This window comes from Streptomyces sp. NPDC107517, from assembly GCF_055582645.1.
Genome location: NZ_JBVJPM010000011.1, coordinates 175,242 through 189,727 on the forward strand (window position 1 = coordinate 175,242; position 14,486 = coordinate 189,727).

General features: G+C 69.8%; 13 protein-coding genes and 1 tRNA gene. 10 read left to right on the plus strand and 4 right to left on the minus strand.

Annotation, left to right across the window (positions count from 1 at the left end):
- Nucleotides 1–107: 107 nt before the first annotated feature.
- From ACZ67T_RS25205 to ACZ67T_RS25220, 4 genes are all read left to right on the plus strand, one after another.
- On the plus strand, nt 108–887 hold the full coding sequence (locus ACZ67T_RS25205) for an HAD-IIA family hydrolase (RefSeq protein WP_469987061.1): 780 nt from the start codon (nt 108–110) through the stop codon (nt 885–887).
- Between the two features lie 86 nt (nt 888–973).
- Complete coding sequence (locus ACZ67T_RS25210; protein ID WP_469987063.1) at nt 974–1,549, plus strand: hypothetical protein; 576 nt, start codon at nt 974–976, stop codon at nt 1,547–1,549.
- A 13-nt stretch (nt 1,550–1,562) separates the two neighbouring features.
- A complete protein-coding gene (locus tag ACZ67T_RS25215; RefSeq protein ID WP_469987065.1) occupies nt 1,563–2,249 on the plus strand; it encodes a class F sortase in 687 nt (228 codons plus the stop codon).
- A gap of 415 nt (nt 2,250–2,664) precedes the next feature.
- Nucleotides 2,665–3,711: a glycoside hydrolase family 6 protein gene (locus tag ACZ67T_RS25220; RefSeq protein WP_469987066.1), complete on the plus strand. Its 1,047-nt coding sequence runs from the start codon at nt 2,665–2,667 to the stop codon at nt 3,709–3,711.
- Nucleotides 3,712–3,774: 63 nt separating this feature from the next.
- Here ACZ67T_RS25220 and glxA read toward each other — a convergent pair whose 3' ends face one another.
- The 4 genes from glxA to ACZ67T_RS25240 form a co-directional block, all read right to left on the minus strand.
- A complete protein-coding gene (glxA, locus tag ACZ67T_RS25225) occupies nt 3,775–5,712 on the minus strand; it encodes a radical copper oxidase GlxA (RefSeq protein ID WP_469987068.1) in 1,938 nt (645 codons plus the stop codon).
- Complete coding sequence (locus tag ACZ67T_RS25230) at nt 5,709–7,628, minus strand: glycosyltransferase family 2 protein (protein ID WP_469987069.1); 1,920 nt, start codon at nt 7,626–7,628, stop codon at nt 5,709–5,711. Before ACZ67T_RS25230 ends, glxA begins: the two co-directional genes overlap by 4 nt.
- Nucleotides 7,629–8,186: 558 nt before the next feature.
- Nucleotides 8,187–8,897: a FadR/GntR family transcriptional regulator gene (locus ACZ67T_RS25235; protein WP_469987071.1), complete on the minus strand. Its 711-nt coding sequence runs from the start codon at nt 8,895–8,897 to the stop codon at nt 8,187–8,189.
- Between the two features lie 333 nt (nt 8,898–9,230).
- Nucleotides 9,231–9,304: transfer RNA gene (locus ACZ67T_RS25240), tRNA-Lys, on the minus strand.
- Nucleotides 9,305–9,490: 186 nt separating this feature from the next.
- Here ACZ67T_RS25240 and ACZ67T_RS25245 point away from each other — a divergent pair.
- The 6 genes from ACZ67T_RS25245 to ACZ67T_RS25270 all read left to right on the plus strand — a co-directional run bounded on the left by ACZ67T_RS25245 (nt 9,491) and on the right by ACZ67T_RS25270 (nt 14,477).
- Nucleotides 9,491–10,810: a peptidoglycan-binding protein gene (locus ACZ67T_RS25245; RefSeq protein ID WP_469987073.1), complete on the plus strand. Its 1,320-nt coding sequence runs from the start codon at nt 9,491–9,493 to the stop codon at nt 10,808–10,810.
- 127 nt (nt 10,811–10,937) lie between these two features.
- Nucleotides 10,938–12,155 (plus strand): SPFH domain-containing protein, encoded by a 1,218-nt coding sequence (locus ACZ67T_RS25250; RefSeq protein ID WP_469987074.1) that lies wholly within the window; start codon nt 10,938–10,940, stop codon nt 12,153–12,155.
- Between the two features lie 11 nt (nt 12,156–12,166).
- The gene (locus tag ACZ67T_RS25255) at nt 12,167–12,802 is read left to right on the plus strand and encodes a nucleoside/nucleotide kinase family protein (RefSeq protein WP_469987076.1); all 636 of its coding nucleotides are present in this window, start codon (nt 12,167–12,169) and stop codon (nt 12,800–12,802) included.
- 103 nt (nt 12,803–12,905) lie between these two features.
- The gene (locus ACZ67T_RS25260; protein ID WP_469987078.1) at nt 12,906–13,502 is read left to right on the plus strand and encodes a lytic polysaccharide monooxygenase auxiliary activity family 9 protein; all 597 of its coding nucleotides are present in this window, start codon (nt 12,906–12,908) and stop codon (nt 13,500–13,502) included.
- Nucleotides 13,503–13,592: 90 nt separating this feature from the next.
- Nucleotides 13,593–14,039, plus strand: coding sequence for a DUF3592 domain-containing protein (locus tag ACZ67T_RS25265; protein ID WP_469987080.1), 447 nt, complete (start codon nt 13,593–13,595; stop codon nt 14,037–14,039).
- A gap of 12 nt (nt 14,040–14,051) precedes the next feature.
- Nucleotides 14,052–14,477 (plus strand): DUF3592 domain-containing protein, encoded by a 426-nt coding sequence (locus tag ACZ67T_RS25270; RefSeq protein WP_469987082.1) that lies wholly within the window; start codon nt 14,052–14,054, stop codon nt 14,475–14,477.
- The last annotated feature ends 9 nt before the right edge of the window (nt 14,478–14,486 follow it).

Below are 14,486 nucleotides of genomic sequence, written 5' to 3' on the forward strand. Positions count from 1 at the left end.
CAAGATCAGCCGGTGCTGATTAGGCTGGGGGCGTCGGCACAGCGTGGTCCCGGCGTCCCAGCTATTTCTTGACCCCAGTGTTTTCTTGTATGGCAGGAGACCGGCACATGGCAGAGCGCAAGCCCATCGAATCGTGGCTCACCGACATGGACGGTGTGCTCATCCACGAGGGCGTGCCGATCCCCGGCGCCGATGCCTTCGTCAAGAAGCTCCGTGAGTCGGGCAAGCCCTTCCTGGTGCTGACGAACAACTCGATCTACACCGCCCGCGACCTCCAGGCCCGTCTGACCCGCATGGGCCTGGAGGTGCCGGTCGAGAACATCTGGACGTCGGCGCTGGCCACCGCCAAGTTCCTCGACGACCAGCGCCCCGGCGGCACGGCGTACGTCATCGGCGAGGCCGGCCTGACGACGGCGCTGCACGACATCGGGTACGTCCTCACCGACCACGACCCGGACTACGTGGTGCTCGGAGAGACGCGCACCTACTCGTTCGAGGCCATGACGAAGGCCGTCCGCCTGATCAACAACGGCGCCCGCTTCATCTGTACCAACCCGGACGAGACCGGCCCCTCCACCGAGGGCCCGCTGCCCGCCACCGGCGCCGTCGCCGCGCTGATCACCAAGGCGACCGGCAAGCAGCCCTACTTCGCGGGCAAGCCGAACCCGCTGATGATGCGCACCGGCCTGAACGCGATCGGGGCGCACTCGGAGAGCAGCGCCATGATCGGCGACCGCATGGACACCGACGTCCTGGCGGGTCTCGAGGCGGGGATGAAGACCTTCCTCGTCCTGACCGGGCTGACCGGCGAGGCCGACATCGACCGTTATCCCTTCCGGCCTTCCGAGGTCGTCGATTCCATCGCTGACCTGGTCGAACTCGTCTGATCCCGCTCCCGGGGCGGCCTTTTCCGGCGGCCCCGGGATGCGGATCGGGCCCGCGCGCGTGACCCTTCCAATACAGGAGGTTCACGATGCGTAGAGAGATGTTCGCTCTCCGTGCCATAGGGGCGACGGCCGTTCTGGTGACACTGCCGGTCGCCGCCGCCCACGCGGAAGGCGGGGAATCCGACGGATCCACCGGTTCCATAACCGTCGCCCCGTACGCCCCGGCCCCGGGGACCCAGGTCGATCTCAGGGTCTCCGGTTGCAACGATTCCAGGGGCAAGGTCTACTCGGACGCCTTCGAGGCGCCCGGCGACCTCGCCCGGTCCGCCGACCAGCCCACCCTGACGACGCAGGCCCGCATCCGCTCGTCGGCGACGCCCGGGGTCTACGAGGTCAAGGTGACCTGCGACGGCGCCGACGGCAAGGTCAGGGGCAGCGTCCAGGTCCTGCAGCCGGGCCGGCCCACACCGACCCCCACCGCGGCCGTGCACGCGGGGGGCGGCGGGACCGCGCGGCTCACCGCGGACCACACCACCGAGATCGCCTACGACGCGCGCGGGGAGGGCCCCGGCACCTGGCACGCCGTGACCGGCCTGGTGCTCGCGGCGGTCGCGGCTGTGGCCGTGGCCTCCCGCAGCGTCCGCCGGCGCCGCTCCGGCTGAGCGGGGGCCGATCATGGCTGACGGCGAACGACCTCATGGCAACGGGCGTCTCGTGACCGGGGTGGCCTGGGCCGTACTGCTGCTCGGCCTGTGGGTGTGGGGCAGCGAAGTCACCGACTTCCACGGCCTGTCCGCGCCCACGACCGGCGACGCGGCAGCAGTGGGACGGCCGCTCGGCATCGAACTGCCGCCCGCGCACAAGCCGATGTCGATGTCCGGCGCGAAGCCGCAGAGCATCGACGTCTCCGCTCTGAAGATCGAGGCGCCGGTGACGGTCAGCGGCCTCGACGGCAGCGGCGCGATCGACCCGCCGCCTTTCTCGGAGGCAGGTGTCGTCGGCTGGTACGGCGGCGGCGCCAAGCCGGGCGAGCGCGGCACGGCCCTGCTCGTCGGGCACGTCGACACGGACACCCGGCCCGCCGTCTTCTACCACCTCAGCTCGGCCAAGCCGGGCGACAAGGTGCGGGTCGGACGGGACGACGGCTCCGTCGCCGAGTTCACCGTCGACGACGTGCAGGTCTTCAGCCGCGCACGGTTCGACGCGAAAAAGGCGTACGGGCAGCGGCAGTCCGGCCGGGCCGAGCTGCGGCTGATCACGTGCGGCGGCTCCTTCGACCGGGCGTCGCACGCCTACACCGCCAACGTGGTCGTGTCCGCGTACCTCACCGGAGTGACCAACGCGCCCGCGTCGGCGAGCTGACAACGACAGCTGACAACGACAGCTGACAACGACAACAGCGCCGCCGGTTCCGACAGCACTGACAACCCGGCCCGGCCGGCGACCCGCTCCCCCCGGGGGAGACGCCGACCGGGCTGGTCCTCGACCGCGCGCGCTCGGGCTGCGGGAGTAACCCGGCGTCGGCGCGGGAGGTCAGGAGAGACCTGCCCTCCCGGAGAGGTGGTGCGGGGCGGGGCTCGGGCTCACGACGACTCTAGAGCGGATGGGCGACGCGGCCTAGAGGCTGTTTGACGCCAAGTCCGGATGTGCTCGCACCCCTGGTGAACGCCGAACGCGGGCGCTGTAACAGGTATTTGACGAACCCTGTCCGCCCTCGTGGTCGCGGCGGCCCGTGTGCCAGCATTGAGAGTCGTACAGGGCACCCGAGGGGGAGTGGATGTACCGCAAGGACGCAGGCCGCGTACGCGGTGTCGGCGCCTGGGGGGTGAGGGCGGGAGCGGCGGCCGTAGGGGCGGCGCTGCTGGTGTCCGGTTGTTCCTCCGGGGACGGCAAGGACAAGAACGGCTCACCGTCACCCGTGAAACAGCAGCCGAAGGGGTCCGACCCGTACTGGGTCAACCCGGACGGCAGCGCAGCCAAGCAGGTCGCCGCCTACGAGAAGTCCGGCAAGAAGGACGACGCCGAGCAGATCCGGAAGATAGCCGAGCAGCCGAGCGGCGAGTGGATCCTCCCGGAGAACGCGGAGGACCAGGCCCGGGGTTACACGGAGGCCGCCGACCAGGCCGACCGGGACGCCCTGCTCGTGCTCTACAACATCCCGCACCGCGACTGCGGCCAGTTCTCCAAGGGCGGCGCGGCCGACGGAAACCAGTACCGGGCGTTCATCGACAGCGTCGCCAAGGGCATCGGCGACCGGCACGCGACGGTGATCCTGGAGCCGGACGCCGTGCAGCACATGGTGGACAACTGCACGCCGGGGGAGTTCCACGAGGAGCGCTACGACCTCCTCAAGGGCGCCGTCGGCAAGCTCAAGTCACTGAAGAACACGACGGTTTACCTCGACGCCGGGAACGCCGGCTGGGGCAGGCCCGACCAGATCTTCCAGCCGCTCCAGCGGTCCGGCATCGACCAGGCCGACGGGTTCTCGGTCAACGTGTCGAACTTCTACACCACCGCGGACTCCGTGAAGTACGGCAAGGAGCTCTCGGCGAAGGTCGGCGACAAGCCGTTCGTCATCGACACCAGCCGTAACGGGAAGGGGCCCTACACGGGCGGCGACCCGGCCCAGCGCTGGTGCAATCCTCCCGGGAGGGCGCTGGGTGAGGTGCCCGGCACCAGGACGGGCGACCCCCTGGTCAAGGCGTACCTGTGGGTCAAGCGGCCCGGGGAGTCGGACGGCGACTGCAAGGGGGGCCCGAAGGCGGGGGTCTGGTGGCCGGAGTACGCCCTCGGTCTCGCCAAGGCTCGCAGGTGGAGCAAATAGAGCGAGGAGAAGTGCCGTGGGGGGTGCGGGGCCGGTGACCCCGCGCCCCCCACATACGTGCCTCTACGGCACGTGAATCCACTGCGCCTTGCTCGGCGTTCCCTGATCGTCCGTCACGAACAGCATGTACCAGCCCGACTCGACCAGACTGCGGTCATTCGGGACGGTCACCGTGACGCTGTCCTTCGACTTCTTCAGGCCGAGGGCGATCGACGTCTGGTCGACGTCCGTGACGTGCGTGGACGCGCTCGGCCTGATCAGCCGGGCCGTCCGGATCGCCGTCGCGTGGTCCGACCTGTACGTCGCCGTGCCGCCGCGCCCGACGGTCTTCGTGCCACCGCCGAGCGTGGGCCGCGAGTCCTGGTAGAGATACGGCGGCGTGTAGATCTCGATGCGCTGCTCGAAGACGCCGGGCTTGGTGTTCGCCTTGTCGGCGTAGAGCGAGTCCGAGCCGAAGAACATCACGCGGCCGTCGGGCAGCAGGATCGAGCCCGAGTGGTAGTTGCGGCCGACGAGCGGGTCGGCGACGCGTTTGAACGTGTTGGTCTTCACGTCGTACAGCCGCGCCTGGTGGATGTTCGAGTCGCCGCGGCCGCGGTAGTCCTCCGAGCCGCCGGACACCAGGACCGTGTCGTCGGGGAGCGTGGAGGACTGCGGGTAGCGCGTGCCCTTCTCCAGCTCGGGACCGTCGACGAACTTCGGGTCCTTCGCCTTGAGGTCGACGATCCGCGTCTTGCGGCTCGACTCCTTGGACTCGCCGACCCCGCCGCCGCCGACCACCATGTAGCGCTGGTCCTGTGCGGGCGGCAGCTCCACCGTGCCGGCGGTCTCCATCAGCTTGGGGTCGCTCAGCCCCGGGATCTTCTGGAACTTGTTGGTCGTGAGGTCCCAGATGCCGGGCGTGCGGCCGACGTTGTCGGGTCCGTAGCCCGCGTTGGCGCCCGAGTAGAAGATCTTCCCGTCCTCCATCTGGAAGAGGGCCGGGTAGGTCGGGAACTGGCGGATCCCCTTGGTGTACGTCCACTTCCTGGTCTTCGGGTCGTACGTCTCGTTCTTGCCGGGGACGAGCTGGCCGATGTCGTCGAGTCCGGAGACGGAGAGGACCTTGCCGTCCGAGAGCGTGGTCAGCGTCGGGTACCAGCGGGCCTCGTTCATCGGGTCGACCTTGATGTACTTCTCGGCGACCGGGTCGAACTCGTAGCTGTCCCTGATCCCCTGGAAGTCCTTCTTGTCCAGGGCGAGCTTCTGCGCGATGCCGTAGACGTTGCGCGCGTCGGCGCCCTTGAGTCCCTGCACGCGGTAGTTGTCCTGCGTGCCCGTCTCGTACTTCGTGCCGCTCTTCTGCGCCTCGACGTAGACCCGGCGGATGCCCGGGTCGTTGCGCAGGAACCTGCCCGTCTTGGGGTCGAAGACCTTCCTCGCCCGCTCGATGGTGATGTTCTCGCTGGTGACGAAGGTCTTGCCGTTCTCCTTGCCGGTGAACCTCGACCCCTTGGGGATGGTCTTCGGCTCGTCCGGGTCCTCGTTGTGGACGATCATCAGGCCGCCGGCCTTGGTGACGTCGCCCTTGAGCTTCTCGTAGCTCTTGGTGCCGCCGGCGATGAGCAGATTGCCGTTGGCCAGCTGCGTGTGGCCCGTGCAGAACAGGTCGCTGGGCGTGGGGATCTTCTTGATCGTCCCCTTCACCGGGTCCCACAGCCGGGTGTCGAACTTCTTCGCGTCGAAGTTGTCCTGGTTGTTCCCGGACCCGGCCACGAGCAGGATCTTGCCCGTGTGCAGCAGGGCGGCGTGGATCGTGTTCTGCCGGTACTCCTTGGGGAACTCGACGATGTCCCACTTGCCGTTCTCGGCCTTGTACTCGGGTCTGTTGATCTTGTACTCGTGGTACTTCGCCGAACCGAACCGGTAGAGCCACGGACCGTTCATCCCGGCAAGCGCTAGCACCACCACCGAGCCGATGGCTATGCGTCGGGCACGGCGGCGGCTGGCACCGTCTTTCATTTCTTACGTCCCCCAAGGGCGATCTGCATGGTCTGGTCGGGCGCGGTCCAACTCGGCTTCTCCTGCGCGGCGTGCGCCGGCGGCGCGACGTGCTCACCCTGGTCCTGGGGAGCGGCCGGCGGCCTCGGCTTCTTCCTGTCCTGCCGCATCGTCCACCGCCAGGCGAAGATCGGCGAGGCCGTGATGAGCAGCGCGAACGCGGCCCAGGTGAGCATCGCCGGGTGCGCGTGCCCGAACACGAAGGACGCGGTCATGGAAGCCGCGAAGACCAGGATGAAGAACAGGTGGATGCGGAACGTGCCGAACAGCGTGTCGGGGCTGGCCGACTCGCCCTTGGGGGTCACCACGAACTTGCTCTTGCGCCGCAGCACGGCGTCCATCAGGGAGCGTGCGTAGACCGGCGCGGACAGCGCCGACATCACCATGCCCGCGATGCCGCCGGAGCCCTCGGGCTCGTGCGGCGACACGTTGTGGCGGCGGTTCCAGATGTAGAGGCCGATCTGCAGCGCGGACGCGTTGCCGTACAGCATCAGCCAGATGGTCGGGTCGATGTTCACGCCGGACGCGCCGAGCCCGAGGAACAGGGCGCAACTCAGCGCCGCCAGAATCCAGTTCATGGCGGACATCGGGTAGAAGATGACCATCATCGTGTAGTTGAAGAAGCGGCCCGGCGGCAGCGAGAACGGCGCCTTCCAGAACTGCTTGAGGATCGTCTCGTACGTGCCCCGGGACCAGCGCAGCTGCTGCGTGAAGAAGTCGGTCCAGGCGTTCGGGCCCTCACCGACGGCGAGCACGTCCGGCGTGTAGACCGACTTCCACTTCTTGCCCGTGGCGGGGTTCTTGGCGCGGTGGATCTCGAAGCCCGTCGCCATGTCCTCGGTGATCGAGTCGTACAGACCGCCGATCTGCTTGAGGGTCCTGATGCGTACGGCGTTGGAGGTGCCGACGAACATCGGGGCGCCGTAGGCGTTGCCCGCGCGCTGGATCAGCGCGTGGAAGAGGAACTGCTGGGACTCGGCGGCCTTCGTGACGAAGGAGTCGTAGTTGCCGTAGACCTGCGGGCCGATGACGAAGCCGACGTTCTCGTCGCGGAAGAAGCCGAGCATCCGCTCCAGGTAGTTGGGCAGCGGCACATGGTCGGTGTCGACGGAGGCGAAGTAGTCGTAGTCGTCGCCGTGCGCGTCCAGCCAGGCGTTGTAGTTGCCGTGCTTGGTCTTGGCGCGGTGCGGGCCCTTGGCCTGGTTCCACCGCGCGACGCCCTTGCGGGAGAAGTGGTGCACGCCGAGGCGCTCGCAGACCGCCTTCACCTCGGGGTCGTCGCCCTCGTCGAGGAGCCAGATGTGCAACAGCCCCCGGTGGCGCAGCTTCACGGCCGCCTCCAGGGTCTTCGTGACCATCTCGATCGGCTCCTTGCCGGGCACGAACGAGGTCAGGAACGCGACTCTCGTACCGGTCTCGGGCACCACCGGGACCGGATCACGGGCGACGAGCGTGGCGTGCGCGTTCGACAGCACGTTCATGCAGCGGAAAAACTCGATCAGGCCGATCGACACCAGCATCACGACGTCGAGCGCGGGCAGGAAGTCGTACGCCGGGTAGTCCCGATGCGTCCAGTGCTCGGGCTGGAGCAGCCAGAAGAGCAGCACGAGGGAGAGCAGCGGCGCGGCGCCCAGCATCAGCGCGGCCCGCAGCCGGTGCGGCTCCTGCGAGAGCAGCGAGCGGTACTGCACCTTGTACGGCTTGCCGGGTTCGGGCTGGGTCAGCGGGCCCGCGAGCCTGCTGTAGTGCTCGTAGTCGTAGCGCGGCAGGGCCTTCTTGATGCGCCGGAAGTTGCCGGTCCGCTGCGGCGGCACGCGTAGCTGGGTGGTCTGGGACGGATCGAAATTCTGCCGGGCGCCTGTCGGCGTCGACGTCATGAGTCATTCCCCCCGCACGCAAGTCACTGCGTGGTCGTCGGTCATCCGTCCGGTTCGGTCCCCCTTGACCTGGCCGGACGTGTCAGTGGCAGGCCACGGTCCCCCGTCTAAGACTGAGACGACGGCCTTCCGGTTGCATGATGCCCCCCTCGGCATCGCTTCATGAACGGGGCCCCCACCCCTGAGTCGAGCGCAACCGGCGCCGGTCGAGCGCCGGCCCCAACTGCCTTCCACTGCCTGCCTCATTGGAGCCATTGGCTCCCGGCCAGGGTTCTATGCACCTCGTCATGATCGCAAGGGCGATTCGAAGCGAAACAAGCTGTTTACCGGTCATACGCGCGATTTGGTAGGCCTGTTGGGGCGGATGAGGCGCGCCGGTGTTGCCCACGGGGCGCGCGCCGGGGGCTCAGGTGTTGCGCATCGGGCGCGCGCCGGAGCGTTCGCCGGGGGTGTCCGGGGGCTGCTTGTCGGCGTGCTCGGGCGTCGCTGGCTGGGGGTGCCCGCGGGGCCGCCTGCCGGAGTGCTCAGGTGCCGCTCGCCGCGGGTGTCCGCCGAGGCTCAGACGCCGCTGGCCGGGGTGCCCGGAGGGCTGCTCGCCGGGGTGCTCAGCCGGGCGCGGATGTCGCCGAAGTGCTCCCTTATGGCGCGCTCCGCCCGCAGCGGGTCGCCGGAGCGCACCGCGTCGACGATCTCGCGGTGCTGGAGTCCGGTGACCTTCGGGTCGTGGGGGATGGCGACGAGGTCGGTGCGCACGCGGTGGAAGGCGTCCCAGAACGCCTCCATGACCTCGCCGAGCAGCGGGTTCCCGAGGCCGCGGTAGAGCGTTGCGTGGAACGCGCGGTCGGTGCCCGGGCTCACGGCACCGTCGGCTGCGGCCTCGGTGTCCATGCGGTCGACCAGGGTGTCCAGTTCGGCGAGGTCGGCGTCGGGGACGCGGCCGGCGAGGCGCGCGATGAGGCCGGTCTCGACGGCCTCGCGCAGTTCGAGGAGCTGGAGCAGGCTGTCCTCGCCGCGGTAGTGCCCGGCGACGGTGCGGAAGGTGAGCCCCTCGATCATGGGGGCCATGGACATCGGCCCGACGTACGTGCCGAAGCCGTGCCGGATCTCCACGATGCCCATCGCCTGGAGAGCCTTGAGCGCCTCGCGCACGGAGTTCCGGCTGACGCCGAGGAGCTCCATCAACTCGGGCTCGGTGGGCAGGGAGGCACCGGAGGGAAGCCGCCGGTCGATGATGAGCTTTTTGATCCGCTCCTGGAGGTCGCGCGCCATGGCCCCACGTTATCGGCAGGAACGGCGTCCGTACGCCCCCCGAACAGCAGAAAGACTCCCGCTTACGCGCAGGGTCCGGCGAGGGCGGATGCCCCTCGCTCCCCGGGAAGGCCTTCGCCGAGTCCGGGCGGGCCGGCAAATGACGAAGCCCCCCACTCGCGTGGAGGGCCTTCACTGTGTCGGTGCGCCGCCAGGGACTCGAACCCCGGACCCGCTGATGCTGTGTCTTTCCGGGGGGCGACCCCCGGACCCCCGGCCGCCTTCGCCGAGTCGGGGCCGGGCCGGTACATAGCGAAGGCCCCCCACTCGCGTGGAGGGCCTTCACTGTGTCGGTGCGCCGCCAGGGACTCGAACCCCGGACCCGCTGATTAAGAGTCAGCTGCTCTAACCAACTGAGCTAGCGGCGCCTGCTGACCTGGAGAACTCTACCCGAATCCCCGGGGTGCTCCGGACCACCACGCCTGTCCGTATAGCCCTATTTGTTCATTAAATACATCATTTGGACCGTCAACATGCGATTTCATTGCGGAGTTGAGAGGCTTCCGTTTGTACTGATAGTTGGACATTTCATTCTGGCGTGTGAGGGGAATCGCATGGAAGCTCCGGTGTTCGAGGAATTCGATCCTGCGAGCGACTGTGACTGCCCGGGGTGCCTTCGCCGGCGGGATGCCGCCGGGAGCGCACCGTCGTCGCCGGCGATCGGGCTCGGCGGCCACTCCGCCGCCCACGGCGCCCGGCGCGCCCTCGTCATCGCCGCCGCGGCCGGCACGGTCATCGGCGGCGCGCACACGGTGCCCGCCGTCGCGGCCACCCACGGACCGGCCAGGCCCGGGCTGCCGTCCTCGGACGAGCCCCCGACCCCGCAGGGCGGTGCGGGCCCGCTGCACGGGCCGGTGGGCAGCCCGGCCGGGCCTCCGGGTCAGGCGAACGGGCTGCCGGCCACGACCCGCGCGGCGATCATCAACCGGGCCAAGCTCTGGATCACCGCCAAGGTGCCGTACAGCATGGTCAAGTTCTGGGGCGACGGCTACCGGCAGGACTGCTCCGGCTTCGTCTCCATGGTGTGGAACCTCGGCAGCAACGAATGGACCGGGAGTCTCAACAAATTCGGCACGCGCATCAAGCGTGAGCAGCTCCAGCCCGGTGACATGCTGCTCTTCCACAATCCGTCGGACCCTCAGAAGGGCTCGCACGTCGTCATCTTCGGCGGCTGGACCGACTACACGCACAGCTACTACATCGCGTACGAGCAGACGCCGCCCCGCACCCGCAAGCAGTCCACGCCCTATGCCTACTGGAGCAACTCGTCCCACTATGTTCCCTATCGCTACAAGGGGCTGAAGCAGGCGAAGGTGGCGGTCGGCGGTTCGCAGTCGACGCAGTTCCCGGGCCTCAGGTCGTTCGGTCCCGGGGCGGACAGCGCGCACGTCACGCGGCTCGGGAAGATGCTCGTCGACCGGGGTGGCAGCCGGTTCTACAGGACCGGGCCCGGGCCGCGCTGGGGTGCGGCCGACCGGCTCGCCACGCAGGCCTTCCAGCGCGCGCAGGGCTGGACCGGCAGGGACGCCGACGGCCTGCCCGGCCCCAGGACCTGGGCCTATCTCGTCGGCGGCAAGGGCAAGGACATCCCGCCCACTCGTGGCGCTGCCGGCCACGGCTCCGCCGCGTCCAAGGTGCCGCCCTATCCCGGGCGCGGCATGTTCCGGCCGGGCGCGAGCAACGCGCACGTCACCCGGCTCGGCAGGCAACTCGTGAAGAAGGGGTTCGGCAAGAACTACACGAAGGGCCCGGGGCCCCGCTGGGGCGAGGGCGACCGGCGGGGCGTCGAGGCGTTCCAGCGGTCCCAGGGCTGGCGCGGCGGCGCGGCCGACGGCTACCCGGGGCCCGAGACCTGGCGGCGGCTCTTCTCGTGATCGCCCACCCGCCGGCCGCATGCGGCCCCGGGGTGTGCGGCGACTCGCCTCGCCGCACACCCCGAACCCTCCGGCCCCGCCAGGCCGGAGGTCATCGCGGATGTACGGATCGAGCGCGGAGGCAAGGATGAGTGCGACGAAGGAGCGGCCGGAGGGGCCCGAGCTGCCCGCGGAGGCCGACGGTGGCGACGAGCGTGACGGTCAGGGGGTGCCCGGAGGCTTCCGCACCGCGGGTTCCGACGAGCCGGGACCCGAGACGTCCGGCGGCCACCCCGCCCGGCTGATCCACGGCGAGGCCACCACGGAGATCCCGGTCCATCTGCTCTTCCGGGACGGGGACGGGGCCGTCTCGGTGCCGCTGCCGCCGGCCGTTGTCGCGCGCAGGCAGAGCGGCGGCGAGGAGCCAGGCGTACCGAGCCGGATGCCGCCGCGGCCGCCCTCGCGCCCGGAGCCGGTCATCGACCCGGAGCTCGTCGAGTGCCCAGGGCACACGCTGCCCGGAGCCCTCGGAGTGCTCGGCGGCGTCGTGGGCGTGGCGGGCGGTGCTGCGTCGCTGTGGTGGGGCGGGCTGCTGCCGCACATCGCTGCGCTGCCCGCTTCCGCGGGCGCGCAGCCCGGGCCCGCCCAGTGGGCGGCGCTCGCGGGCTTCGCTCTCGCCCTGTTCGGGTTCGGCGGTCTCGCGCGCGGCCAGACCGGCACGGCGTGGGTGCTCACCCTCTTCGGCCGCTACCGCGGAACCATTCGCCGCACCGGCCTGATGTGGGTGAACCCCCTGCTCCTGCGCCGCCGTACCGACGTACGCCTGCGGCACTGGCGCAGTGAGGCGCTGCCCGCGGTCGACGCGAACGGGGTCGCCCTGCGCGTCGTCGTCCTCGTCGTCTGGAGCGTCAAGGACACCGCGCGCGCCGCGCTCGCCGTCGAGAACCACCAGGATTATCTGCGCGAGTGCGTGGAGGCGGCGATGGCGCGGGTGCTCTCCCAGCTGCCCGCCGACGCCTTCCGCCAGGACGCCCCGACCCTGCGCAACGCCGAGGCCGTCGGCGACGCGCTCACCCGGCAGCTCGCCGCCGATGCGGCGCCCGTCGGCATCGAGGTGTTCTCGGCGCAGCCGACCAGGATCGAGTACGCGCCCGAGGTCGCCGCCGCGATGCAGCGCCGCCGGGTCGCGGCGCTCGACGCGCAGCACCGCGACAGCGTGCTCACGTCCGTGGTCGACTCCGTCGAGGACACGGTGGAGCGGCTGACGACGCGCGGTCTGGTCGAGCTGGACGACTACGAACGCAAGGCGCTGGTCAAGGATCTGACGGTGGCCTTCTACACCGGCCGGGGCGGCGACGGGTCGTAGAGTGCCCGCCCATGGGGATCTCGCGACTGACGGCCGAAGCCTGGAAGCTCACCGCGTCGGGCCCGCGTGTCCTGCTGGGGATCGCGGGCCCGCCCGGCGCCGGGAAGTCCACGCTCGCCCGGGCCCTCGTGGAGCGGATCGGCGAGCAGGCGGCGTATCTGCCGCTCGACGGATTCCATCTGGCCAACGCCCAGTTGGAGCGCCTCGGGCTGACCCACCGCAAGGGCTCCGAGCCGAGCTTCGACGTGCGGGGGTACGTGGCGCTGCTGCGCCGGGTCCTCGACGACACCGCCGCGGACATCTACGTACCCGATTACGACCGCACGCTGCACGAGCCCGTCGCGGCGCGGCACCTGGTGTCGCCGGCGGCGCGGCTCGTCGTGACCGAGGGGAACTATCTGGCGTGCGATCTGCCGGGCTGGCGGGAGGCGCGGGAGCTGATGGCGCGGTGCTGGTATGTCGAGGCTCCGCCGAAGGTGCGTCAAGTAAGACTTGTGGACCGGCAGTTGGCGGGCGGGCGGGATGCGGAGGGGGCCCGTGCGTGGGTGGCCGGAAATGACACGCCGAACGGGGAGCTGGTCGAGACCTCCCGGGGGAGATGCGACCGGATCCTGTCCACCATTGGTATGGACATGCCGTTGATATAGACACAGTCAACTCCCGGCAATAATCTGGGTCCTGGTCTAGACCTGAAGTAGCGCTGTGTGCACGGCTCACCGGAACTCCCCCACGTTCTCCAGGAGCGGCAGCATGCGAAAGAAGATGTACGCGGCCCTGCTCGGCCTCACCACGGCGGGGGCCTTCGTGCTCTCGTCGGGCGGCGCGAGCAGCCACGGCTACACCGACCTCCCCATCAGCCGGCAGAAACTCTGCGCCGACGGCACCGTCACCGGATGCGGCAACATCCAGTGGGAGCCGCAGAGCGTCGAGGGTCCCAAGGGATTCCCGGCCGCCGGCCCCGCCGACGGGGCGATCTGCTCCGCCAACCACGCGGAGTTCGGCGCCCTCAACGGCGCGAAGGCGCCCGACGGCACCGCCTGGCCGACGACCAAGGTCACCGCGGGGGCGAGTCAGACCTTCCGCTGGCAGTTCACCGCGCGGCACTCCACCACGGACTTCCGCTACTACATCACCAAGAACGGCTGGGACGACAGCAAGCCGCTGACCAGGGCTGACCTGGACACCGCGCCGTTCCTGACCGTCCCCTTCAGCGGGCAGCCCCCGGCCACGCTCTCGCACACCGGCACCCTGCCCTCCGGCAGGAGCGGCCACCACGTGATCCTCGCGGTGTGGACGATCGCGGACACGGCCAACGCGTTCTACGCGTGCTCGGACGTTCAGTTCTGAGCCTGTCTTGAGGCTCCCGGGGCCTTCGCGCGGGTACGTTCCGTGCACGCCGTTCCGACCGGCGGCGTGCACGGAACGTGGTATCGGGGGATGGCCATGCAGGTGTTGTTCTTGATCGTGCCGGTGTTCATCGCGTCGGTGGCGCTCTTCACGGCGGTGACGCTGACCCGCCGCTCGATGCAGGTCAGAAGGGCCTGGGCGAGCGGTCTGACCGCAGAGGCCCGCTGTCTGCGCGCGTTCACCTCGACGAGGCGTGACAGCGACGGACACCGGAGCACCACGCAGCACCACGTCTACGAGTTCACGGCCGGTGACGGACGCCCCGTCAGGTTCGAGGAGGCCAACGGGCCCGCGACCACCGTGCAGGGCGATGTCGTGATGGTGTACTACACCGCCGACCGCCCCGACCGTGCCACGGCGCATGCCCCGGCCCCGGTGCGGGCCGCGGCGGGCATGGTGTTCCTGCTGGGTTTCCTCGGTCTCGTCGTCGCCTTCTGCGTATTCTTCGTTGTCGCCGCCGCCGAGATGCCCTTCTGACCCGAGGCCCCCATGGACGCCGTCTTCCGCATACTCTTCCCGGTCCTGATCCTCGTGCTGATCTGGGCCGGATACGCGATCGTCCGCAGGAGCAACGAGCGGCAGGCCGCGTGGCGGAGCGGGCTGACCGCGCGGGCGCGGGTCGTCCGGGCCTATGTGACGGTCCAGGTGGTCAACAACATCGCCCGCCGGATCCAGTGGCACGAGTACGACTTCACCACCGCCGACGGGCGCGCGATCCGGTTCAAGGAGTCCGGTGGGCCGCCGAGCCGGGCCGTCGGTGACGAGGCGGTCGTCCACTACACGGACCAGCAGCCCGACAAGGCCACCGCGTCGGAGCCGAGCCCCGGCAAGGACGCGTTCGGCGTGGTCTTCGGCCTCGTCCTCATCGTCGTGACCATCGGCATACTCATCAGCGTCATGGTCCGGTACGGCTGATCCGCCGCC